The sequence below is a fragment of the Mesorhizobium australicum WSM2073 genome, from assembly GCF_000230995.2.
In the GTDB taxonomy this organism is placed as follows: Bacteria; Pseudomonadota; Alphaproteobacteria; order Rhizobiales; family Rhizobiaceae; genus Mesorhizobium; species Mesorhizobium australicum.
Window position 1 is genome coordinate 3,869,832 of sequence record NC_019973.1, and the last position, 21,368, is coordinate 3,891,199.

The 21,368-nt window shown below is 63.3% G+C and carries 19 protein-coding genes; 13 read left to right on the plus strand and 6 right to left on the minus strand.

The features are described from left to right. Positions 1–12: 12 nt before the first annotated feature. The gene (locus tag MESAU_RS18565) at positions 13–930 is read right to left on the minus strand and encodes a LysR substrate-binding domain-containing protein (protein ID WP_015317579.1); all 918 of its coding nucleotides are present in this window, start codon (positions 928–930) and stop codon (positions 13–15) included. Between the two features lie 322 nt (positions 931–1,252). Here MESAU_RS18565 and yidD point away from each other — a divergent pair, with 322 nt between their 5' ends. The 4 genes from yidD (at position 1,253) to MESAU_RS18585 (ending at position 5,730) form a co-directional block, all read left to right on the plus strand. After that, positions 1,253–1,627 (plus strand): membrane protein insertion efficiency factor YidD, encoded by a 375-nt coding sequence (yidD, locus tag MESAU_RS18570; RefSeq protein ID WP_041163824.1) that lies wholly within the window; start codon positions 1,253–1,255, stop codon positions 1,625–1,627. A 138-nt stretch (positions 1,628–1,765) separates the two neighbouring features. Continuing rightward, on the plus strand, positions 1,766–2,584 hold the full coding sequence (gene blaOXA / locus MESAU_RS18575) for a class D beta-lactamase (protein WP_015317581.1): 819 nt from the start codon (positions 1,766–1,768) through the stop codon (positions 2,582–2,584). A 144-nt stretch (positions 2,585–2,728) separates the two neighbouring features. Then, on the plus strand, positions 2,729–4,705 hold the full coding sequence (gene thrS / locus MESAU_RS18580) for a threonine--tRNA ligase (RefSeq protein WP_015317582.1): 1,977 nt from the start codon (positions 2,729–2,731) through the stop codon (positions 4,703–4,705). Positions 4,706–4,791: 86 nt separating this feature from the next. Continuing rightward, positions 4,792–5,730, plus strand: a complete 939-nt coding sequence (locus MESAU_RS18585) for a lysophospholipid acyltransferase family protein (protein ID WP_015317583.1) — start codon at positions 4,792–4,794, stop codon at positions 5,728–5,730. A gap of 3 nt (positions 5,731–5,733) precedes the next feature. Here the strand turns inward: MESAU_RS18585 and MESAU_RS18590 are convergent, their stop codons facing one another. Continuing rightward, the gene (locus tag MESAU_RS18590) at positions 5,734–6,696 is read right to left on the minus strand and encodes a hypothetical protein (protein WP_015317584.1); all 963 of its coding nucleotides are present in this window, start codon (positions 6,694–6,696) and stop codon (positions 5,734–5,736) included. A 155-nt stretch (positions 6,697–6,851) separates the two neighbouring features. Here MESAU_RS18590 and MESAU_RS18595 point away from each other — a divergent pair, with 155 nt between their 5' ends. Together MESAU_RS18595 and MESAU_RS18600 are read left to right on the plus strand one after the other, a co-directional pair. Then, positions 6,852–7,436 (plus strand): nitroreductase family protein, encoded by a 585-nt coding sequence (locus tag MESAU_RS18595; protein ID WP_015317585.1) that lies wholly within the window; start codon positions 6,852–6,854, stop codon positions 7,434–7,436. Next, positions 7,437–8,045 (plus strand): flavin reductase family protein, encoded by a 609-nt coding sequence (locus MESAU_RS18600; protein ID WP_015317586.1) that lies wholly within the window; start codon positions 7,437–7,439, stop codon positions 8,043–8,045. It abuts the gene before it with no gap. Between the two features lie 3 nt (positions 8,046–8,048). On the opposite strand, the gene MESAU_RS18605 is transcribed toward MESAU_RS18600, so the two are convergent. Together MESAU_RS18605 and MESAU_RS18610 are read right to left on the minus strand one after the other, a co-directional pair. Further along, a complete protein-coding gene (locus tag MESAU_RS18605) occupies positions 8,049–8,930 on the minus strand; it encodes an HpcH/HpaI aldolase/citrate lyase family protein (protein WP_015317587.1) in 882 nt (293 codons plus the stop codon). Continuing rightward, a complete protein-coding gene (locus MESAU_RS18610; protein ID WP_483414063.1) occupies positions 8,930–9,427 on the minus strand; it encodes a MaoC family dehydratase in 498 nt (165 codons plus the stop codon). The genes MESAU_RS18605 and MESAU_RS18610 overlap by 1 nt, the downstream gene beginning before the upstream one ends. A gap of 107 nt (positions 9,428–9,534) precedes the next feature. Here MESAU_RS18610 and MESAU_RS18615 point away from each other — a divergent pair, with 107 nt between their 5' ends. Next, positions 9,535–10,659 carry a DUF2336 domain-containing protein gene (locus MESAU_RS18615; RefSeq protein WP_041163439.1) on the plus strand — a complete coding sequence of 375 codons (1,125 nt, stop codon included), beginning with the start codon at positions 9,535–9,537 and terminating at the stop codon, positions 10,657–10,659. Here MESAU_RS18615 and MESAU_RS18620 read toward each other — a convergent pair. Continuing rightward, positions 10,656–12,725, minus strand: coding sequence for an FUSC family protein (locus tag MESAU_RS18620; RefSeq protein WP_015317590.1), 2,070 nt, complete (start codon positions 12,723–12,725; stop codon positions 10,656–10,658). The genes MESAU_RS18615 and MESAU_RS18620 overlap by 4 nt on opposite strands. 44 nt (positions 12,726–12,769) lie before the next feature. Continuing rightward, positions 12,770–14,827 carry a DNA topoisomerase IV subunit B gene (gene parE, locus MESAU_RS18625; protein ID WP_015317591.1) on the minus strand — a complete coding sequence of 686 codons (2,058 nt, stop codon included), beginning with the start codon at positions 14,825–14,827 and terminating at the stop codon, positions 12,770–12,772. A gap of 237 nt (positions 14,828–15,064) precedes the next feature. On the opposite strand from parE, the gene cpaB reads away from it, so the two are divergent. The 6 genes from cpaB to MESAU_RS18655 are packed head-to-tail and all read left to right on the plus strand — an operon-like array spanning position 15,065 to position 21,368. Continuing rightward, entirely contained in the window at positions 15,065–15,991 is a 927-nt protein-coding gene (gene cpaB, locus MESAU_RS18630; RefSeq protein WP_245262879.1) for a Flp pilus assembly protein CpaB, read from the plus strand. 30 nt (positions 15,992–16,021) lie between these two features. After that, positions 16,022–17,467 (plus strand): type II and III secretion system protein family protein, encoded by a 1,446-nt coding sequence (locus MESAU_RS18635; RefSeq protein WP_015317593.1) that lies wholly within the window; start codon positions 16,022–16,024, stop codon positions 17,465–17,467. 3 nt (positions 17,468–17,470) lie between these two features. Beyond that, positions 17,471–17,740: a hypothetical protein gene (locus tag MESAU_RS18640; RefSeq protein WP_015317594.1), complete on the plus strand. Its 270-nt coding sequence runs from the start codon at positions 17,471–17,473 to the stop codon at positions 17,738–17,740. A 33-nt stretch (positions 17,741–17,773) separates the two neighbouring features. Then, positions 17,774–18,982 carry a CpaE/TadZ family protein gene (locus tag MESAU_RS18645; protein ID WP_015317595.1) on the plus strand — a complete coding sequence of 403 codons (1,209 nt, stop codon included), beginning with the start codon at positions 17,774–17,776 and terminating at the stop codon, positions 18,980–18,982. Beyond that, a complete protein-coding gene (locus MESAU_RS18650) occupies positions 18,979–20,397 on the plus strand; it encodes a TadA family conjugal transfer-associated ATPase (protein WP_015317596.1) in 1,419 nt (472 codons plus the stop codon). Before MESAU_RS18645 ends, MESAU_RS18650 begins: the two co-directional genes overlap by 4 nt. A 5-nt stretch (positions 20,398–20,402) precedes the next feature. After that, on the plus strand, positions 20,403–21,368 hold the full coding sequence (locus tag MESAU_RS18655) for a type II secretion system F family protein (RefSeq protein ID WP_015317597.1): 966 nt from the start codon (positions 20,403–20,405) through the stop codon (positions 21,366–21,368).

The window sequence follows — 21,368 nt, forward strand, 5'->3', positions numbered from 1 at the left end:
CCAGCGCACGGCTCAGGCCGGAGCTTTCAGCGCTCGCCTGCTTTCGATGAATTCGCTTCTTAGCCAGTCGGCGAAGGCCGCGGCCGGTTCGGAGAGACTATGCAAACTCCTGGCCACCAGCCAATAGGCCCCGGATGCGACATCGATGTCGAACGGTTTGACCAGTGCCCCGGTCTCCAATTCTTCTCCAATCTGCAGGAGATCGCCCAGCGCCACGCCGTGGCCGAGCAGCGCGGCCTGCTTGGAGAGTGAGGCGTCCGCAAGCATCGGCCCGCGCGTGGGCATGGCGTTGGCGGGTACGCCCGCCGCCTCGAACCAGCGCGTCCAACCCTGGCGGTTTTCCTCGTGCAAAAGCGTGAAGCGAGCAAGATCGGCCGGCTTCTCGAGGGCTGGGCCTGATGAAAGCAGCGCCGGCGACAGAACTGGCGAATCGACTGTCGAGGCCAGCCGCTCGGCTTCGCTGCGGGGCCATGACGTCGCGTTCGAGCTGAAACGCAAGGCAAGTTCGGGCTGGTCGCTGCGGAACTCGATCAGCCTTGGGTCCACTTCGAGGGAGACGTCGATATCGGGCCGCAACTGGCGAAACCGGTTGAGCCGGGGTACCAGCCAGACGGATGCAATCGACGGCTCGACGCTGACACGAACCACGGCCTGCGCGGGAACCGCGACCAGTTCCGAGAGTAGTTTGTCGATGTCGTCGAAACTTCTGACCAGTTGAGCAAGCAGCCGACGGCCTGCATCCGTCAGTTCGACGCGGCGATGGTGCCGTTCGAAAAGCGGTTGGCGCAGGAAGGTTTCGAGTTCGCGGATCTGCCGGCTGATCGCCGCCTGTGAGACGAAAAGCTCCTCGGCGGCGTTGCTGAAGCTCAAATGCCGCCCCGCCGCCTCGAAGCTCCTCAACGCCGTCAGGGGCAAGCGTCCACGCTTCATTTCGCATAACCCAGGATTATCCGAAGCGGAAATTATACTCGTTTGAAGGCGAAGGCCAGCGGCGGTCTAATCGTCTTCAAGGAGATGCCGCCATGATGCAGTTGCTTGAGATCCTTGGCGACGTCATACGGATCGCGACGTTCCAATGGCGCCACGAAAGACGCGCTACAAGGCATCACGAAAAATAGCCTCATCCTGGCCGGTGGGCGCCGCCAGCCGACCGACGGCCATTTCGCCGTTCCCGCCCGTGACCGCACGGCGATCGGGATTGCGTTCTCCGGTGCAAGCGCACATCTATCAGCTGGAAAACGCGGAGATCGCAGTGGGCGACCAGCACAGGCATGCGCATACAGCCGGAGCGTCGAGGCGCGGCCGCAACTGGCCCGGCCCCTGGCGCAAGACGCCGGGCCGCTTGCTCGGCACCTCGCTCGTGCGGTTTTACCAGCTGACGCTGTCCGGCTTTGTCGGCAATTCCTGCCGCCATCTGCCGACCTGTTCGGAATACGCGCATGAGGCGATCGCCCGCCATGGCCTTTGGGCCGGCGGCTGGATGGGGTTGTTCCGCGTGCTGCGCTGCGGTCCGTTCGGCACGCACGGCGTCGATCTCGTGCCGCAGGCGCTGGCATCCCGCTACGTCTGGTTCATGCCATGGCGGTACTGGCGGATTGGTCGCAAGCGCGGCGAAGCGCAGAGCTAGGGTGGCTGGTCGCGCCGCGCTGTTTACGCTCCGGTAGGGTTAACGCAAGCTTGCACAACAACTGCGCATTTGAGACAAAATCGAGACAAGAGACCTCGCTAAGCCCGCTCGCGAACCCCCTTCTGGAGCGAGCAGAAAATGCGCAATGTCGATCGTCTTCCCTTTATCATGGCTGGTGTCCTGTTCCTGCTCGCCTGGCTGCTGGGATTTCCGATGCGCGCGCAGTCCGCGCCGCTAGCGGATGTGCAGTGCACGCTGATCGCCGATGCCCAGAGCGGCAAGACGCTTTACCAGGACGGTACCTGCGACCAGCGCTTCAGCCCGGCCTCGACGTTCAAGGTGCCGCTTGCGCTGATCGGCTACGACGCAGGCATCCTTGCCGATGAACATACCCCGGCATGGGACTACAAGCCTGAGTTCAACGCGGTGAAACGCGACCAGAAAATCGTCGATCCGACGATCTGGGAACGCGATTCCATCATCTGGTTCTCGCGCGAGATCACCCGCAAGCTCGGAACTCAGAAATTTGCCGGCTACGTATCGAAGTTCAACTATGGCAATGGTGACGTTTCCGGCAATCCTGGCAAGGATGACGGGCTCACCCATTCCTGGGTCAACTCCTCGCTTAAGATCACGCCAGTCGAACAGGTTGCCTTCCTGCGGCAACTGCTCGCCGGCACAATGCCGGTGTCGGCCAGGGCGCATGAAATGACACGCGCCATCATGCCGAACTTCAAGGCTGGGGACTGGGCCGTTCAGGGCAAGACCGGCACGACCAGGCTGGGCGCGGGCGGCAAGGACAAGCGCTCGCTCGGATGGTTTGTCGGCTGGGCTGGGAAAGACGGCCGCCAGATCGTGTTCGCCCGGCTCGTCGTCGATACGAAACGCACCGACATGCCGAAGGGGTTGGCGACACGGGCCGCGTTCCTGAAGGACCTGCCAGAGCTGATTAAGTGAGCCGGGCTTTACGGCGGCGGCATCTGCTCATAAAAGACTGCCGCCGCCGGACGCATCCGGCACCCTGGCAGGTCGCAGCCCCGAACCGCTGATGATCTGCATTTACCACCCGCGCTCGTTTGCGGGACTGGATAGGAGATACATATGCTGAATTCCGTTTCCCTGACATTTCCCGATGGCTCCGTCCGCGACTACGATGCGGCGATGACCGGTGCGGGTCTCGCCGAATCGATCTCGAAGTCGCTGGCCAAGAAGGCCGTCGCCTACGCCATTGACGGCACCGTGCGCGACCTCAGCGACCCGCTCGGCAAGTCCGGCAAGGTCGAGGTCATCACCCGCGACGATGCGCGCGCTCTTGAGCTTATCCGCCACGACACCGCGCACGTGCTGGCGGAGGCCGTGCAGGAGCTGTGGCCGGGAACGCAGGTGACCATCGGACCAGTGATCGAGAACGGATTCTATTACGACTTTGCCCGCAACGAGCCGTTCACCCCAGACGATTTCCCGGTGATCGAGAAGAAAATGCGCGAGATCATCGCGCGCAACAAGCCGTTCACCAAGGAGGTCTGGTCGCGCGACAAGGCAAAAAAGGTCTTTGCCGACAAGGGCGAGCGCTACAAGCTCGAACTGATCGATGCCATTCCCGAGGACCAGGATCTCAAGATCTATGCGCAGGGCGACTGGTTCGATCTCTGCCGCGGTCCGCACATGGCCTCGACCGGCCAGATCGGCAACGCCTTCAAGCTGATGAAGGTGGCCGGCGCCTATTGGCGCGGCGATTCCAACAATCCGATGCTGACGCGCATCTACGGCACGGCCTGGGCCGACCAGGCGCAGCTCGAAGCCTACCAAACGATGCTGGAAGAGGCCGAGAAGCGCGACCACCGCAAGCTCGGCCGCGAAATGGACCTTTTCCATTTCCAGGAAGAGGGGCCGGGCGTGGTCTTCTGGCACGCCAAGGGCTGGAAGATGTTCCAGAACCTGGTCAACTACATGCGGCGCCGGCTCGACGAGCAGGGCTACCAGGAGGTCAACGCCCCGCAGGTGCTCGACAAGAGCCTGTGGGAGACGTCAGGCCACTGGGGCTGGTATCGCGACGCCATGTTCAAGGTGACGGTCGCCGGCGATGAAACCGACGATGACCGCATCTTTGCGCTGAAGCCGATGAACTGCCCGGGCCACGTGCAGATTTTCAAGCATGGGCTGAAATCCTATCGCGATCTGCCGGTGAAGCTGGCGGAGTTCGGTAATGTGCATCGTTACGAGCCGTCGGGCGCGCTGCACGGGCTGATGCGCGTGCGCGGCTTCACGCAAGACGATGCGCACATCTTCTGCACCGAGGAACAGCTGGCTTCCGAGTGCCTGCGCATCAACGACCTGATCCTGTCGACCTATGCCGATTTCGGTTTCGACGAAATCAGCGTCAAACTGTCGACACGGCCCGAAAAGCGTGTCGGCACGGACGAGGCCTGGGATCATGCCGAGGCGATCATGGGCGGCGTGCTGGAGACGATCAGGACAAGGTCCGGCAACCGCATCAAGACCTCGATCAATCCGGGTGAGGGCGCCTTCTACGGGCCGAAGTTCGAATATGTGTTGAAGGATGCCATCGGCCGCGAATGGCAATGCGGGACGACGCAGGTCGACTTCAACCTGCCGGAGCGTTTTGGCGCCTTCTACATCGGCTCGGATTCGGAGAAGAAGCAGCCGGTCATGGTGCACCGCGCCATCTGCGGTTCGATGGAGCGTTTCCTCGGCATCCTGATCGAGAACTATTCCGGCCACTTCCCGCTATGGTTCGCGCCGCTGCAGGTGGTGGTGGCGACGATCACGTCAGACGCCGACAGCTATGCGACCGAGGTCGTGGCAAAGCTGAAGGCCGCCGGGCTGTTGGCGGAAGCCGATCTGCGCAACGAGAAGATCAACTACAAGGTCCGTGAGCACAGCCTGGCCAAGGTGCCGGTCATCCTCGTCTGCGGCAAGCGCGAGGCGGAGGAGCAGACGGTCAACATCCGCCGGCTCGGCTCGCGCGATCAGGAATCGCTTGGTCTTGCCGAAGCAATCGAACGGCTGACCGAAGAATCGATCACGCCTGATCGCCGACGCAAGCGCGCTGCTTGAATCGGAGTGTTTTTCGATCGAATGGCGGTGGAGCGATCCACCGCCATTTTCATATCCCTGTCACGGCAACGTTGTAACGAGCCCCTATGCTCAAGCTGAAATCGCGCGAACGACCGTTCCCAGAGCTTTCCTACGCCAATCCGCACCAGCCGGCGCTGGCGCGCTGGTTCATCCATTCGGTCGAAGGCCTGTCGGGCCGCGATCGCTTTGCCGCGCTTTATGATTTCTGGCGCCGCCAGGTGGTGCCGACGGGCGAGCGTGTGTTCAGCCGCATGCTGGACCTCATCGACGTGGGCGTGCGAATTCCCGACCAATGGCCGCCCGCGCAATTGCCCGACACGCCACTGGTGATCGTCGCCAACCATCCCTTCGGCATCGGCGACGGCATTGCCGTTCTGTCGCTGGCAGAGCAACTCGGCCGGCCTTTCCGGGTGATGATCCACAAGGACCTGCTCAGGATCCGCGAGATGGAGCCCTATTCGCTGCCGATCGACTTTTCCGAGACCAAGGACGCGGTGAAGAACAACATGGCGGTGCGCCATGAGGCGGTCCGGCTGCTCAGGGAAGGTGTCACCATCGTGGTGTTTCCGGCCGGCGGCGTGGCCACTGCGCCCAAGGGTTTTGGCCGCGCGCGCGACCTGCCGTGGAAGATGTTTCCGGCCCGTCTCGTCCAGGAGGCCAAGGCATCGGTCATCCCGATGCATTTCTCCGGCCAGAACGGCAGGCTTTTCCATCTGGTCAGTGGGCCGATGAACATGGCCGAGCGCGACGGGCGGGTGGCCAAATTCGTCGGCAAGGCCTCGCTGACCTTGCGCACCTCGCTGCTCATTCGTGAATTCGCGCGGCTGTCCGGCAGGGCGATCGACGTGCGCGTCGGCAACGTGCTGAGCTGGAGCGAACTGGAGCCGCTGCGCGACCGCAAAACGTTGCTCGACCGTCTCTATCGCGGTGTATTCGATCTGGCGCCGAGCCTGCCGCGCCGTCGCATTCCGTTCCTCCCGGCGCGAACCAAGCTCGCCGCCTGAAGGCTAATCGGCGCCTTCCTCGGGATCCATCGCCGCTGCTTCGGTGGCGAGAACCTCGATTTCCTGGTTCTGCCCGCCAACGACCGTGAAATCCTTCTGGTAGATGCGGTCGCGGTTCTTGGCGATGATGGTGTAGTCGCCTTCGGCCAGCACCATCGAGGCGAAGGCGCCGACGGTTTCCTTGATCGGATCGCCGGATTCGTTGAGCAGCGACCACGAGGTGTCGGCAATCGCTTCGCCGCCCGTCTCGCGTACCAGCTTCATGGTGATTTCAGCGGCGTGATGCTCGACGGTGGCTTCCGTCAGCTTGCCCGCCTCGACGCGGATGTCGGATCGGATGACGGCGTTGACCGCGCCGTAAGTCGAGACGACATGATAGATGCCGGCATTGAGCCGCACGACGCTGTTGGGTTCGACATCGGGAATGATCAGCGCGCGGTCGCCATTGGCCTCGGCGGTGCCCTCATAGATCGAAAAGCGCAGTTTCTTCGGCGGTATGCGCACGCCGCCGGACAGAACCGCGTCCAGCTTCAGGCCGCCGGCATCGAGCACGAGGCTTTCTCGCTTGGCTTCCTTGCCGACGGTGATGCGCTTGGTGGCGCCGGCGCGGCCATAGGAAGCGTGGACCAGGTAACTGCCGGGCTCGAGCTGGAAGACGGCGCTGCCGCCATGGGAGGAGGCGACCATCGGCAATTTGCCGTTCACCGCTTCGGGCTTGAAGACACGCCAGACGAGTCCACGGGTGATGTCGGTGCCCTTGTCGGTCAACTGGGCCGAGAGCGTGATGGCGCCACCGCCGCCAAGCGCCAGCGGGGTCTCGCTCTTCGGCGTTGCATAGCTCGAAATTCCGGGAAGTTTCAGGTCGCCGACGCCGTCCTTTTCCTGCGCGACAGCCATGGAGACCGGCAGCAGGAATAGCGTGGCGCAGAGCCGAACCAGGAAAAGACGCAGTCGCCCCTCAAACATGCCTTGCGTTGAAGCCCATGGCGGTGGCAATTTCAAGGCTTAAGAGTCCGATCCGGGACTCTTCAGCCCGGCGTTTGCGCGCCTTTGCCCGAGCCGCCCGAATTCCCGATGGTGCGCTTCAGCTCAAAACAGAGTGTTTCAGGAGACTTGCGCCCATGGCGTCGCCGATCATCGACTTTCTATTGACCCGAAATTCAGCACCGATACCCGACCTCAGGGAACCGGCGCCCAGCGACGCCGATATCGCCACGATGATCACCGCCGCCACACGCGTGCCCGACCATGGACGGCTCGAACCCTGGCGCTTCATCCTTTATCGCGGCGAAGCCCGCATCGAGATCGGCAAAAAACTAGCGGCCTTGGCCGAACAGCGCGAGGGGCCGTTGCCGGAAGGCCGTCGCAACCAGGAACTGGCGCGGTTCTCGCGCGCGCCGCTGGTGATCGGTGTCGTATCTATTCCGAGGGAGAACCCAAAAATCCCGCAATGGGAGATGTTCCTGTCCGGAGGCATGGCGGCGATGAACCTGATGATCGCGGCCACTGCGCTGGGCTATGGCACGAACATGATCAGCAACTGGTATTCCGACGTGCCGGAGGGCAGGGCGATTCTCGGACTGGCGCCGCAGGAGCGCGTCGTCGGGTTCATCCATATCGGCTCCTACGCCGGTCCGGCGCCGGAGCGGCCACGGCCTGATCCGGCCAAGCTCTACACCGATTATGCCGGACCTTGGGCGGGCTGAATGTTCTACGAGCCGTCCAAGGGGCATGGCCTGCCGCACGATCCTTCGAAGGCGATCGTCGCGCCGCGCCCGATCGGCTGGATATCGACGCTGAACCAGGCCGGCGAGGTCAATCTGGCGCCATACTCCTTCTTCAACGCCTTTTCGACGCGACCTTTCATTGTCTGGTTTTCCTCGGAGGGTGAGAAGGACAGCGCCTCGTTTGCCCAGGAAACCGGCGAGTTCGTCGCCAATCTGGTCAGCCGCGATCTTGCGGACAAGATGAACTACACATCCGTCGACGCACCGCGTGGCGTCAACGAGTTCATCTATGCCGATCTCGCCATGGCGCCCTCGCGTCTCGTCAAGCCGCCGCGCGTGGCGGCTGCACCAGCGGCGCTCGAATGCCGGGTGACGGAAGTGTTTCGCCCGAAGGCGCTGGACGGATCACCGACGAGTGCCTTTGTCGTCGCCGGTGAGGTGATCGGCGTTCACATCGACGATGCTTTCCTGAAAGACGGCCTGTTCGACATCACCAAGGCCGGCAATGTCGCGCGTCTCGGTTATATGGATTACGCCAGCGTCGACGACGTCTTTTCGATGCGGCGGCCACGCTGGGGCAAGGAGTAGCCGTCAGGCGGATATCCCGGCCGCTTTCGCGCGGGCCAGAAGGCGTTCGGCCAGCCGCAGATGCGGACGGTCGAACATCTTGCCGTCGATGCCGACGACGCCCGGATTTCCGGCCGCCTCGAAGGCCGCCACGATAGCCGCCGATTGTCTCACCGCCTCGGCAGAGGGCGTGAAGGCGGTGTTGATGACGGGCACCTGATCGGGGTGGATCGCCATTTTGCCGATGAAACCGTCACGCTCGGCGTCGGCACATTCCGCGGCGAAGGCCACCATGTCGCGAAAGCCAGGAAATACGGTGTCGATCGCGGCGACTTCCGCGGCTCCGGCCGCGAGAATGGTCGTCAGGCGGGCGTGACGGAAGAGATCGGTGTAGCGGCCGTGCTCGTCGCGGGCAGAGCGTGCACCGATCGCGGCCGAAAGGTCTTCCGCGCCCCAGGTGAGACCGGCGAGCCGTGCGCTTGTCCCCGCATAGGTGGCGGCGGCGAGCACGCCCGCCGGAGTTTCGGTGATGATCGGCAGGATTTTTATCGACCCGTCGGGCAGGCCGTTTTCGGCTTCCCAAACCCTGAGCTTGGCCGCGAGCTGCTGCACATCCTGGCCGCTGTTCGATTTAGGCAGCATGATGCCGTCCGGTCTTGCCGGAACGAGCTTGGCAAGATCATCGTCCGTCATTCCGGTCGAGAGGTCGTTGACCCTGACATAAAGCGCCGAGTTGGTTTGCCCCCTGCGTTCGAGGATAAAGCGCGCCGCGATCTCGCGCGCCCGCGCCTTGTTCTGCGGCGCCACGGAGTCCTCGAGATCGACGATAACCACGTCGGCGCCGGCGCCAAATCCCTTTTCCAGCTTCCGTTCGGAATCGCCTGGAACGAATAGCAGCGAGCGCATCAGTCTGCCTTCTTCAGCATCATCGCTTGCCTGATGCATTTGGCGACCAGATCGCCATGCTGGTTGTAGGCGCGGTGCTCGAATTCGACGATGCCGCGGTCGGGCTTCGACCTGGATTCGCGCACCGAGACGACAGATGTTTCGACGCGGATGGTGTCGCCATGGAAGACCGGGTGAGGAAACACGGTTTCCTTCATGCCGAGATTGGCAACCGTCGTGCCGACCGTGATGTCGTTGACCGAAATGCCGATCATCAGGCCGAGCGTGAACAGCGAGTTGACCAGCGGCTTGCCCCATTCGCTCCTAGCGGCGAAATCGAAGTCGATATGCAGCGGCTGCGGGTTCAGCGTCATCACCGAAAACAGCATGTTGTCGCTCTCGGTGACAGTCTTGCGCAGCGTGTGCCGGAAGACATGGCCGACAACAAACTCCTCCAGATATAGCCCGGCCATCTTCCGCCTCCTGCGCTGTCTGACGGTTGATAGGCGCTGCTTCAGGCGCTCGCAAGCCAGTTAATGAACATGGTGAACCGTTCGTAAACCATTTCTGCCTACCCTTCTCACGGGGCCGGAAACCTTCCGGCATGGGGCGTAAGCAGACGGGCATGGTAGTTGTTTCGCATTTCCTGAAATGGATCTACACGGCCAGGGTTTCGGAGCGCGCCGCCGCCGCTCATGCGCTGGCCCGAGCCTATGTGAATTGCGAATTGCCGTTCGAGGATCGCTGCGCCGCCGAGGCCGCGCTGACGCTGCTGCTCGACGACGCCTCGTCGAAAGTGCGGCTGGCGATGGCGGAAGCGTTCTCGATGAGCCATCACGCACCGTTGCAGATCATCAGTGCGCTTGCCGCTGACCAGCCGGAGGTCGCCGGGGTCGTGCTGGCGCGCTCGCCGCTGCTCACCGACGCCGACCTGATCAATCGCGTGGCGGCGAGCCAGAAGGCAACGCAGAAGCTGATCGCCGACCGGCCTTCCGTCTCGATGGCGCTTTCGGCGGCCATCGCCGAGGTCGGGGAGGCGGAGGCATGCGCCGTGCTTTTGGCCAATAGCGGCGCCGACATCGCGTCACTCAGCTTCCGGCGCATGGCGGAACGCCACGGGCATCTGCCTCTGGTGCGCGAGGCGCTGATATCGGATATCAGGCTGCCTGCCGATTGCCGGCATATGCTGCTCGTCAAGCTCGGCGAGACATTGAAGACATCGCCGCTGGTCATGGCATTGATGGGAGCCGCGCGTGCCGACCGGGTCATGCGCGATGCTTGCGTCAAGGCCTCGGTGACGCTGATCGAGGGCACGCGCCAAGAAGAGCACGCCGCGCTGATCGAGCATCTCAGGCTGCGCGGCGATCTGACCGCGAGCTTCCTGATCCGCACCATCGCGCACGGCAAGGTCGATTTCTTCGGCTCGGCGCTGGTGGCGCTCAGCCAGCAATCCGAACCACGGGTGAGGGCGCTGCTGGCCGGCGGGCACGACGTGGCCCTGCAGGCGCTGTTCCGCAGTGCCGGCATGGCTGCCGCCACGCATGCCGTCATCCTGCGCGCCCTGAAGATCTGGCGCGAGGTCGCCAACGGCAAGCGCGTCGCCGGCGTGCAGGAAGTCAGTTGGCTGATGCTCAAGGAATTGGGCGGGCAATCCGCCGAAGGCGATCTTGCCGCATTGATCAAATCGATCCACCTAGACGCCCTGCGTGAGAACGCACGCGGCCATGCACTGGCGATCGCCGCTGCCTAGGTTTTCTCCCTCGCGAAGAAATCCGGGAAATCTTCCATCGCCGCGGCGATGATGCGCAGGGACGCCGCGATCTGCAGCATGTCGCCGGTGGCGTTTCGCTGGGCGATGCCTGCCGCATACTGCCGGGCGACGGCAATGGTCGCTGTTTGCGGATCCCCAGGGGCTCGGAAAAGCAGCTCGCGCGCCAGTCCCCTCAGGAAGGTGGCGATTGAAAGCGTCGTTTCCGATGGGAGGGCATGGTTTTGGCTGGCCGTGCGCAGCCGCAGGATTTCCAGGCCGACCGTGACGGAAGCGACGCCGCCGCCCAGCACCGCCTCGCCCTTCCTGCCGGAATTCTGCACCAGCGGCATCAACTGATTGACCCGGTCGTAAGCGAGGCTCTCGAAGGCTGAGCGCCTCGGCACGCGCTCATGCAGGCAAAGCCGCGCCAGATCCTCCCGCATGGCCCGCACGATGCGGTCGGCCGCGAGCCATGGATCGGCCGGCAATACCACGATGAAGACGCCGATGGCCAAGAGGATGCCGACCAGGATGGATGCCGAGCCGGCGAAGAAGGGGCCGGGATCGTAGGTCATCGCCTGATGTGGGCTGAGAAAGGCCAGAAAATTGATGGCGAAGGCCGTCGCCACGCCGACATGGCGCGGATTGGCCATGGCGAGTGCCGCCGGCACCATGATCGGCACGACGAACAGCATGAACCAGCCGAAGCCGGGCAGAGCAGGGAGCGCAACCTGCCCGACGAGAAAGGCAAAAGGCAAAGCGAGCAGCGTTCCCTTGAAGAATCCCCAGGATACTTGCACGGGGTCGGGGCGAGCGGCAAACAGGCTCGACACGACGGCAACGAGGATGACGGTGCCGGCCGCCTCCGACCACTTCGTCGTCAGCCAGAAAGCCGCCACCAGCAGCGTGGCAACGGCCGCGCGGATGGCGTTGCGCGCAGCACCGGGATAGTCGCGATGCACCACCAGGGCCGGCTGCTGGCTGCCGGGACCTGGACGGCGCGTGACCGGCGCGCGCAAGGCATCGAGGCCACGCAGCACCTGTTTCAGCGCCTCGGCGAAATCGGCCGCTATGGTAAGGCGGGTAATGGTGCCGACCCTGTCCTCACCCGGCTCGATCGAGGCGTCGGGCATTTGCCTGGCCCTGATCGAGATCGCGTCGAGCCGCGCCACCCAGGATGAGGTATCGTCCAGCGCTCCCGGCTTGGCTGCCAGTTCGCTGACAAGGGCCTGCAGTTCCGAGCGCACCGGGATGAGGGCGGCGTTTTTGGGAGCGGCATGCGAATAGAGCGCGCGCGCCGCCGAAAGTGCCGAAAGCAGTTGTCCGATGGTGCGCCGCACCGGATGCGCGCGCGGCGCGAAGCTCGGCGCTTCGAGCCTGGCATAGGCGCGCATCTCGCCAAGCGTCTGGGTATCGGCGACAAGCTTCCGGTGCAGGCCGATCAGCGTTGCCCGGTCGCCGCCTGAAAACGCACCGCCGGCATAGGTGGCGAGGTCGAGAATGCAGCGTTTCAGCCGCGAGACGATGGCGTCGCTGGCCAGTTTTGGCAGGATCAGTCGGCTGGTCAGGCCGGCGCAGACGATGCCGAGCACGATCTCGGCACAACGCGCGACCGCGAGGTCTACGACCAGATGCGGTTGTCCGAAAGCGGGCAGGCCGATGATCATTGCGGTGTAGCCTGCAAGAGCCGCGCCATAGGCTTCGGGATTGCGCAGCAGCGACGAGACGAAGGTGCAAATGCCAATCCAGACAGCAAGCACCGTCACCAGAATCCAGGGGCCGGTGCCGAATGCCGTGGTGATGCCGATTGCCGCGACACCGCCGGCCAGCGTGCCGAGCAGGCGGTAGAAGCCTTTCGCCAGCACCATGCCGGCAACCGGCTGGGCGACGATGAACACCGTCATCATCGCCCATTGCGGATGGTCGAGCTTCAGCGCGTAAGCGGCCAGCAATGCGATCATGCCGGCCGAAACGGTGCGCAGCGCGAAAATCCAGTCCGAGCGTGTCGGTTGCGTCAGCCCGGCCAGGCTCGTCTCGAAATAGGTTTTCAGCCGCGCCCAGGTCACATGCTGGTCTCCATGTCAGGAACGCAAGCTAAACGCGCCAGCGGCTAGATATCCAGCACTTCCGTCTCGGCGAATTCGGCGCGTTCCTGGATGAAGCGGAAGCGGGCTTCGGGTTTGGTGCCCATCAGCTCGTCGACCCTGTCCTTGGTGGCGGAATCGACTTCGTTCACATCGACCCTGAGCAAGGTGCGCTTCCTTGGATCCATGGTGGTTTCCTTGAGCTGCGCGGCCATCATTTCGCCCAGGCCCTTGAAGCGGCCAAGCTCGACCTTGCCGCGCCCGGTGAATTCGGTGCGCAGAAGCTCGTCCTTGTGGGCGTCGTCGCGGGCATAGGCGACCTTGCCGCCTTGCCTGATCGAGTAAAGCGGCGGCACCGCCAGATAGAGATGGCCGCCGCGCACCAGCGCCGGCATCTCCTGGTAGAAGAAGGTGATCAGCAGCGAAGCGATGTGTGCGCCGTCGACGTCGGCGTCGGTCATGATGATGACGCGGTCGTAGCGCAAATCCTCGTCACGGTATTTTGACCGTGTGCCGCAGCCGAGCGCCTGGATCAGGTCCGATATCTGCTGGTTGGCGGCCAGCTTGTCATTGCCGGCGCTGGCGACGTTGAGGATTTTTCCGCGCAGCGGCAAGACGGCCTGGCTGGCACGATCGCGCGCCTGCTTGGCCGAGCCGCCGGCGGAATCGCCTTCGACGATGAAGAGTTCGGCACCCGCCGCCGCGTTCTGCGTGCAGTCGGCGAGCTTGCCCGGCAAGCGCAGCTTGCGCACCGCGCTCTTGCGCGACACTTCCTTTTCCTGGCGGCGGCGCACCCGTTCGTCGGCGCGCGCGATCACCCAGTCGAGCAGCTTCGAGGCTTCCTGCGGATTGTCGGCCAGCCAATGGTCGAATGGGTCGCGGATCGCGGTCTCGACGATGCGTATCGCTTCGATCGTCGCCAGCCTGTCCTTGGTCTGGCCGACGAATTCCGGCTCGCGGATGAACACCGACAGCATGCCGGCGGCCGAAATCATGACGTCTTCCGAGGTGACGATCGAGGCGCGCTTGTTGCCGACGAGGTCGGCATAGGCGCGCAGACCGCGCGTCAGCACGTTTCGGAAGCCGGCTTCGTGGGTGCCGCCTTCACCGGTCGGGATGGTGTTGCAGTAGGAATTGATGAAGCCGTCGCCACCGAACCAGGTGACCGCCCATTCGAGCGAGCCATGGCCGCCTTGCTTGTCGCTCTTGCCGGCGAAGATTTCGCGCGTCACCTGGAAATCGTCGCCGAGCGACGCCTTCAGATAATCCTTGAGGCCGCCTGGGAAATGGAATTCCGCCTTGGCCGGTGTCTGATCCTTTTCCTTGATGAGGGAGGGATCGCAGGTCCAGCGGATCTCGACGCCGCCAAACAGGTACGCCTTCGAACGCGTCATGCGGTAGAGACGCGCCGGCTCGAAGGCCGCGCCCTTGCCGAAAATCTGCTCGTCGGGATGGAAGCGGATTTTTGTGCCGCGCCGGTTGTGGACTTCGCCGAGCTGCTCCAGTCCGGTCACCGGGACGCCGCGCGAAAAGCGCTGGCGATAGAGCTGGCGCCCACGTGCCACCTCGACCTCAAGATGATCCGACAGGGCGTTGACGACGGAGACGCCAACGCCGTGCAGGCCGCCTGATGTCTCGTAGACCTTGGAGTCGAACTTGCCGCCCGAATGCAGCGTCGTCATGATGACTTCGAGCGCCGGCTTCTTGAATTTTGGGTGCATGTCGACCGGAATGCCGCGGCCATTGTCGGTGACCGTGAGATGGCCGTCGGCGGAGAGTTCGACATCGATGAAGGTGGCGTGGCCGGCAACCGCTTCGTCCATCGAATTGTCGATGACCTCGGCGAACAGATGGTGCATCGCCTTGTCGTCGGTGCCGCCAATATACATGCCTGGCCGGCGGCGCACCGGCTCAAGGCCCTCAAGCACCTCGATGTCGGCGGCGCTGTAGCCCTCGCTGCCATCCTTGGTTGCGGCTGGACGCCTGGCGGCCGCCTGTACCAGCGGATCCGCCGGGCGCGCCGGCGTGCGAACCGGCTGCGGCTGTTTTTCCAGATTGCCGAAAAGATCGTTGTTGTCGTCCATGCCTGCCATAGAGTCCAAGCTGCGAATCACCCGTCGATACTGCCACGCTTTTCAGCGCCAAGCGACGGAGGTTCCTGTTACGTTCGGGGATTTAACTGCTCTTACCCTAAAACCATTCGATAACCAAGCGGGCGGAAATAGGTCAAATGCCGCCGCGCAATATTCCTGATTCTTTAACAATGCCGCCTAGCGTGAGCCCAACATAACAAGAAACGGCGGGCATCAGGGGTTTTCGGCGTGAGGGGCAAGGCCATAACGATGATCGGCATCGCCGCCGTTTTCGGCGCGATCTCGATCTTTGCCGCGGATTTCTGGGTCAAGAGCCAAGCGAAGGCCGATGCCCAGGAGAAAACGGCCTCGATCGCCGCTCCGGCCGCGCCCAGGATCGAGTTCAAGACCATCGTGGTGGCGAACGCGCCGTTGCGCTACGGCATGGAGCTCGACCGCGCCAAGCTCAGCGAAATCCCGTGGCCGCAGGATTCCCTTCCGCAGGGCGCCTTTGCCACCATCGATGGATTGCTCGGCGAAGGCGGCCGGGTCGCGCTGTCGCCGATCGAGATCAACGAGCCGGTGCTGCTCGCCAAGCTGTCGGGACCGAACGGCCGCGCGACGCTGTCCAACATGCTGACGCCCGGAATGCGGGCGGTCACCATCCGCACCGACGAGATCGCCGGCGTCGGTGGCTTCGTGACGCCGGGCGACCGGGTCGATGTCGTGCTGACGCGCGATGCCGGCGAAATCCAGGAAGTCGCCAAGAACGCGCAAGGGGCTGCCGGTTCGACCATCACCTCGGAGATCGTCGTTGCCGACGCCAAGGTGCTCAGCGTCGGGCAGGGCGCCGACGAGCGCCAGACGACGCCGCAGGTGGCCAATTCCGTGACCCTCGAGGTGACGAGCGACGGCGCGCAGAAAGTGGCGCTTGCCCGCACCGTCGGAACGCTGTCGCTGTCGCTTCGCTCCGCCAGCGAAGGCGGCGATGGCAAGAACGGCGTCACCACCATCTCTTCCTTCGGCGGATCCGTCGCTTCCAAGACGCAGGCCGTGGCCGGCTCCTTGTTCGATGCCATAGCGAAGGAGCCGGAGAAGCCTAAATTCAAGACGATCATCGTGACGCGCGGCACGCAGGCCGAGGAATATCAGGTTCCAACGCGGGACCAGAAGTAAAGACCGGTGGGGACCGGGCGGGACGGGACAATGTTGATGCGTACCCTATATCGAATGAAGGCTCGGTCGCGCTTGGTGCGCGCCCTGGCGATGGCGTTTACCCTGGCTGCGAGCGGCGTGCTTGCCTTGCCCGGAGCGGCGAAGGCGGACAACGACATCGTCTATGTCTCGTCGACCAAGAATGCGTCGATCAAGGTTGCCAAGGGCAAGCCCAAGACGATCATGACGAGCGCGGCCTTCTACCAGATCGTCATCGGTGATCCGGAGATCGCCAACGTCAACCCGCTGACCGACAAATCCTTCTATGTGCTGGGCAACAATCTCGGCACCACCGGCATTGCGCTGTTCGACCAGAACAAGCAGCTCGTCGGCACCGTGGACATCGAGGTGACGCTCGACACCGACCAATTGGCGAACACTATCCGTGCCAGTGTGCCGGACGCCAAGATCAAGGTCGGCTCGGCCAACGGCCGTGTCGTGCTGTCGGGTGAGGCGGATGACGCGGTTGCAGCGGATAAGGCAAGCAAGATCGCCAGCCGCTTTTCCGGCAATGAGGAAGTGATCAACTCGGTCAATATCTCTTCGTCGCAGCAGGTTCAGCTCAATGTCCGGTTCGTCGAGATCAACCGCCAGGCAGGGCAGGACCTGGGCGCGAAATACAGCGCCAATTTCGCCTACGGCTTCGGCGGTCGCGACATTTCACTGGATCCGGGCACGGTCCCAGCGGCGGGGACCGGCGAGATCATCGGCCGACTGCTGTCGAACGGCGTCTCGATCGACATTGCCATTAAGGCGCTGGAAGAGCGCGGCCTTGCCCGTCGGCTGGCTGAGCCGAACCTGATCGCGCGTTCAGGGGAGACAGCGAGCTTCCTGGCCGGCGGCGAATTTCCGATCCCGGTTTCGGAGGACAACGGCAAGATTTCGGTCAGCTACAAGAAATATGGCGTTAGCCTGGATTTCAAGCCGACCGTACTCAAGGACGGGTTGGTCAGCCTCGACATCGCGCCGGAAGTCTCCTCGATCGATGCGTCGGCGTCCTACAATATCGGCAACATTTCCGTGCCCGGCTTCATCGTGCGCCGCGCCAAGACCTCGGTCGACCTGAAGAACGGCCAGAGCTTCATGATCGCCGGGCTTTTGCAGTCCCAGAACGACATCACCACGTCTCGCATTCCCGGCCTTGGCAAGATGCCGGTGCTTGGAGCGCTGTTTTCGTCGAAATCCTATCAGCGGCGCGAGACCGACCTGGTCATCATCGTCACGCCCTATCTGGTCAAGCCGGTCGATCCGTCGAAGAAAATGGCTGAGCCGACCGATGGCACGCAGCCAGCCAGCAATGTCGACTATTTCCTCAACAACACCGAGGAGGTGAAGGCGCCGGATACGGGCCGCGCGCTGGCGCTGGCCGACGGCAGTGCCGCACGGGCCGCTCCTGCCACCAAAGTCGGTCATTTCCTCGACCTGCCGAAGGACTGAGCCATGCGTCTGATCCTGAGATCGTGCATCGGCCTGCTTCTTGCCGGCCTGGCAAGCGGCTGCACCAGCGACGACTACGTGCGCAGCGAAGGGGTGACGTCCGGCGCCGGCGAGGCGCAGGCCGCCAACACCGTCATGCAGATGGTCGACCCGTGGAAGTACGGCGTACAGAACACGAGACTTCTCGTGCCTGCCAAGCGCGGCAGTGCCGGACCCGTCACGCCCGATCAGGCGGCCGGTGCCAAGGCAGCGCAAACGACCACCGACAACTGATCCAGACGGCGATCGACCTCACAGGCGGCGAGAATGGCAAACAGCACCAAGAAAATCCTGCTCGTATCGACAGACCGGACCTTCGCGCAGGACACGAAGACGGCCTTCGCCGCCTCCGAGATCATCCAGCTCATGACGGTGGAGAAGAACGTCACCGAGCTGCGCGGCGAGGTCCAGGAGGCCGAGTTCGGCGTTGTCATCGTCGACATGGATGCAGCGAAACTCGAGGAGATCGAGTCCCTGCAGCGCGTCATGCGCCGGCTCGAGGGCAAGGCACCGGTGGTCGTGGTCACCCAGGAGTTCAACGCCGCGGCCGTGCGCATCCTGGTGCAGCTCAAGGTCGCCGATTTCCTGGTCAAGCCGATCACCACCGCAGACCTCGTGCGTTCGGTCGTGCGGGCTCTGCAGGGACCCGGGCGCGAGGAAAACACCGAGTCGCAGATCTATACCTTCATGCCCGCCGCCGGCGGCGTCGGAACCACGACACTGGCACTGCAGACCGCGTTCCAGCTGCATCATTCGGTGACGCGCGGCGCCTCGACCTGCGTGGTCGACCTCAATTTCCAGCAAGGTGCCTGCGCCGAATATCTCGATCTCGAGCCGCGTTTCGACATCACCGAAATCGAGAACCAGCCTGAGCGCCTCGACCGGCAACTGCTCGATGTGATGCTGTCCAAGCACGCCAGCGGACTGTGTGTGCTGGCGGCGCCGACACATCCGTCCGAAATGCGGTCATTCAAGACCGATGTCGTGGTGCGCATGCTGGACCTCGTTTCGGCCTATTTCGACAATGTCGTCATCGACATGCCGCGCACCTGGTTTCCGTGGACGGAAACTGTGCTGCTCGGTTCCAACAAGCTTTACATCGTGGCCGAAATGACGGTGCCGTGCCTGCGCCATACGCAGCGGCTGATCCAGGCCGTCTACGAGACCGCCGGCAAGGAAGTGAAGCCGAACGTGATCGTCAACCGTTTCGAGCAGAAGATGTTCGACAACGGCATCAAGCAGGCGGACGTCCAGGAAATCCTTGGCGAGCATTTTGTCGGCGGCATCGCCAACAACTACCGGCTGGTGCGCGAGGCGGTCGACCGCGGCGTGCCGCTGCACGAGATCGATCCCAACGCCAATGTCGTCAACGACCTGAAGAAGATCATTCTTCCGGAAGAGGCGGTGGCAACCGCGAGCAAGTCGAAGTCGCTGTTCGGCTTCGGCAGGGGCCTCTTGAAAAGGAAAGCTGGATGACCAGCCGTTTTTCCACCCTGCAGAACCGTGACGCGCGTCCGCGCCCGGCTGAATCGACGCCGGTCGCGCATCATGCAGTCGTCATCCCGACCAGCCGGAAGGCTTTGCCGACGAAGGCGGAGGCGGCGCCGGCAAAGAATGCCAACAAGGTGCTCGATGCCCGCGTGCGCATCCACCGGATGCTGCTCGAGGAGATCAATCTCGTCGCGTTGGAGCGCTTGCCCAAGGAGGAGATGCGCCGGCAAGTGCACGATTTCGTATCGGAAAAGACCCGCCAGGAGCGGATGGCGATCAACACCGCCGAACTCGACGCGCTGGTTGACGACATCGTCGACGAGATGGTCGGCCTCGGCCCGCTCGAGCCGCTGCTCAAGGATCCCGAAATCAACGATATCCTGATCAACGGCCATCAGAACTGCTTCGTCGAAAAGAAAGGCAAGCTGCAGCAGGTCCATATCCCGTTCAAGGACGAGGCGCATCTGCTCAGAATCGTCAACAAGATCGTGGCCGCCGTCGGCCGCCGCGTCGATGAATCGCAACCGATGGTCGACGCTCGCATGCTGGACGGCTCGCGGTTCAACGCAGCCATCCGCCCGGTGGCCGTCGACGGCCCGCTGGTGTCGATCCGCAAGTTCTCCAAGAACAAGCTTGGCCTGCACAGGCTCGTCGAATTCGGCGCCATCACACAGAACATGGCCGAAGTGCTGGCCGCGGCCGTCCACGCCCGCAAGACGACGATCATTTCGGGCGGCACCGGCACAGGCAAGACGACGATGCTCAACGCGCTGTCGGCGTTCATTCCCGAAGACGAGCGACTGATCACCATCGAGGACGCAGCGGAACTTCAATTGCAGCAGCCGCATGTCGCACGCATGGAGACGCGTCCCGCCAACATCGAAGGCCATGGCGAGCTCAAACAGCGCGACCTGGTCAAGAACGCGCTGCGCATGCGTCCCGACCGCGTCATCCTCGGCGAGTGCCGCGGCGAGGAAGCCTTCGACATGCTGCAGGCCATGAACACCGGCCACGAAGGCTCGATGGCGACCATTCACGCCAATACGCCGCGCGACTGCATTTCGCGCCTCGAGCAGATGCTGGGCATGACCGGCATGCCGATGACGGTGCAGTCGATCCGCAGCCAGATCGCCAGCGCCATCGACATCATCGTCCAGCTGACCCGACTTTCCGACGGCAAGCGCAAGGTGACGAGCGTCGCCGAGGTGACCGGCATGGAAGGCGATGTCATCCAGATGCAGGAGATCTTCCGCTTCGTGCGTACCGGCATGGAGGCCGATGGCAAGATCCTTGGCTACTACGAGGCGACCGGCATTCGGCCGCGTTTCCTGGAAGACCTGCGCGCCATGGGCATCGACTTTCCCGGACGTTATTTCGAACCCGGCCGGCCGCAGGAGTAGCCGGCGTGTTCGACGGGTTCAGCGCGATATATGTCGTCTATGCCGGAGCCGCACTGACCGGCATCATGGTGGCCGAGGCGATCTACCTGCTCTATGCCGGACGCAGCGACAAGCGCACCGCCATCAACCGGCGCATGAAACTGCAGGAAAACAAGATCAGCCAGGAGCAGGTGCTGATCCAGCTGCGCAAGGAGCGCGGTCTCGACGCGGGAACGTCGCTGTTTTCGCCCGACCGGTTCCGTGCCCTGCGCACGCAGTCGGGCATGGTGATGCCGCTTTCGAAATTCCTGACGATCACCTGCGGTGTGGCGACGGCCGTTGCCCTGGCCGCGATCTGGCGCGGGCTGCCGCTGCTGATGGGGCTCATCCTGTTCGTCGTGCTGGTGCCGTTGCTGCCGGTCATTACGATGCGCTCCATGCGCAAGCGCCGGCTGAAGCGTTTCGGCATGCAGCTGCCGGAAGCGCTGGAGCTGATCACGCGCGGTCTCAAGGCCGGTCATCCGGTGCCGGTGGCCATCGCCATGGTGTCGCGCGAGATGCCCGATCCGATCGGCACGGAATTCGGCGTCATTGCCGACGAAGTCACTTATGGTTCCGACCTAGTCACGGCGCTGAATGCACTGTTCGACCGGGTCGGCCACGAGGATCTGCCGCTGTTCATCACCGCCGTGTCGATCCAGACCAGTTCGGGCGGCAATCTGCGCGAGATCCTTGATGGGTTGTCGACGACGATCCGCGAACGCGGCAAGCTGCGACGCAAGGTGCGCGCCATTTCGACGGAAGGGCGCCTCTCGGCCTACATTTTGACGGCCGTACCGGCGCTGCTGTTCACCGCCATCATGGCCATGATGCCGGGATATTACAGCGACGTCTGGGGCGTGCCGAAGACATGGTACATGATCGGCGGCTCGGTCAGCTGGCTGATGCTGGGCAATCTGATCATGTTCAAAATGTCGAATTTCAAGTTCTGA

Excerpts from the sequence above, each read along its gene's own strand:
- MESAU_RS18565 (WP_015317579.1), bottom strand. The coding sequence starts at position 930 with ATGAAGCGTGGACGCTTGCCCCTGACGGCGTTGAGGAGCTTCGAGGCG.
- blaOXA (WP_015317581.1), top strand. The coding sequence starts at position 1,766 with ATGCGCAATGTCGATCGTCTTCCCTTTATCATGGCTGGTGTCCTGTTC.
- thrS (WP_015317582.1), top strand. The coding sequence starts at position 2,729 with ATGCTGAATTCCGTTTCCCTGACATTTCCCGATGGCTCCGTCCGCGAC.
- MESAU_RS18585 (WP_015317583.1), top strand. The coding sequence starts at position 4,792 with ATGCTCAAGCTGAAATCGCGCGAACGACCGTTCCCAGAGCTTTCCTAC.
- MESAU_RS18590 (WP_015317584.1), bottom strand. The coding sequence starts at position 6,696 with ATGTTTGAGGGGCGACTGCGTCTTTTCCTGGTTCGGCTCTGCGCCACG.
- MESAU_RS18595 (WP_015317585.1), top strand. The coding sequence starts at position 6,852 with ATGGCGTCGCCGATCATCGACTTTCTATTGACCCGAAATTCAGCACCG.
- MESAU_RS18600 (WP_015317586.1), top strand. The coding sequence starts at position 7,437 with ATGTTCTACGAGCCGTCCAAGGGGCATGGCCTGCCGCACGATCCTTCG.
- MESAU_RS18605 (WP_015317587.1), bottom strand. The coding sequence starts at position 8,930 with ATGCGCTCGCTGCTATTCGTTCCAGGCGATTCCGAACGGAAGCTGGAA.
- MESAU_RS18615 (WP_041163439.1), top strand. The coding sequence starts at position 9,535 with ATGGTAGTTGTTTCGCATTTCCTGAAATGGATCTACACGGCCAGGGTT.
- parE (WP_015317591.1), bottom strand. The coding sequence starts at position 14,827 with ATGGACGACAACAACGATCTTTTCGGCAATCTGGAAAAACAGCCGCAG.
- MESAU_RS18635 (WP_015317593.1), top strand. The coding sequence starts at position 16,022 with ATGTTGATGCGTACCCTATATCGAATGAAGGCTCGGTCGCGCTTGGTG.
- MESAU_RS18640 (WP_015317594.1), top strand. The coding sequence starts at position 17,471 with ATGCGTCTGATCCTGAGATCGTGCATCGGCCTGCTTCTTGCCGGCCTG.
- MESAU_RS18645 (WP_015317595.1), top strand. The coding sequence starts at position 17,774 with ATGGCAAACAGCACCAAGAAAATCCTGCTCGTATCGACAGACCGGACC.
- MESAU_RS18650 (WP_015317596.1), top strand. The coding sequence starts at position 18,979 with ATGACCAGCCGTTTTTCCACCCTGCAGAACCGTGACGCGCGTCCGCGC.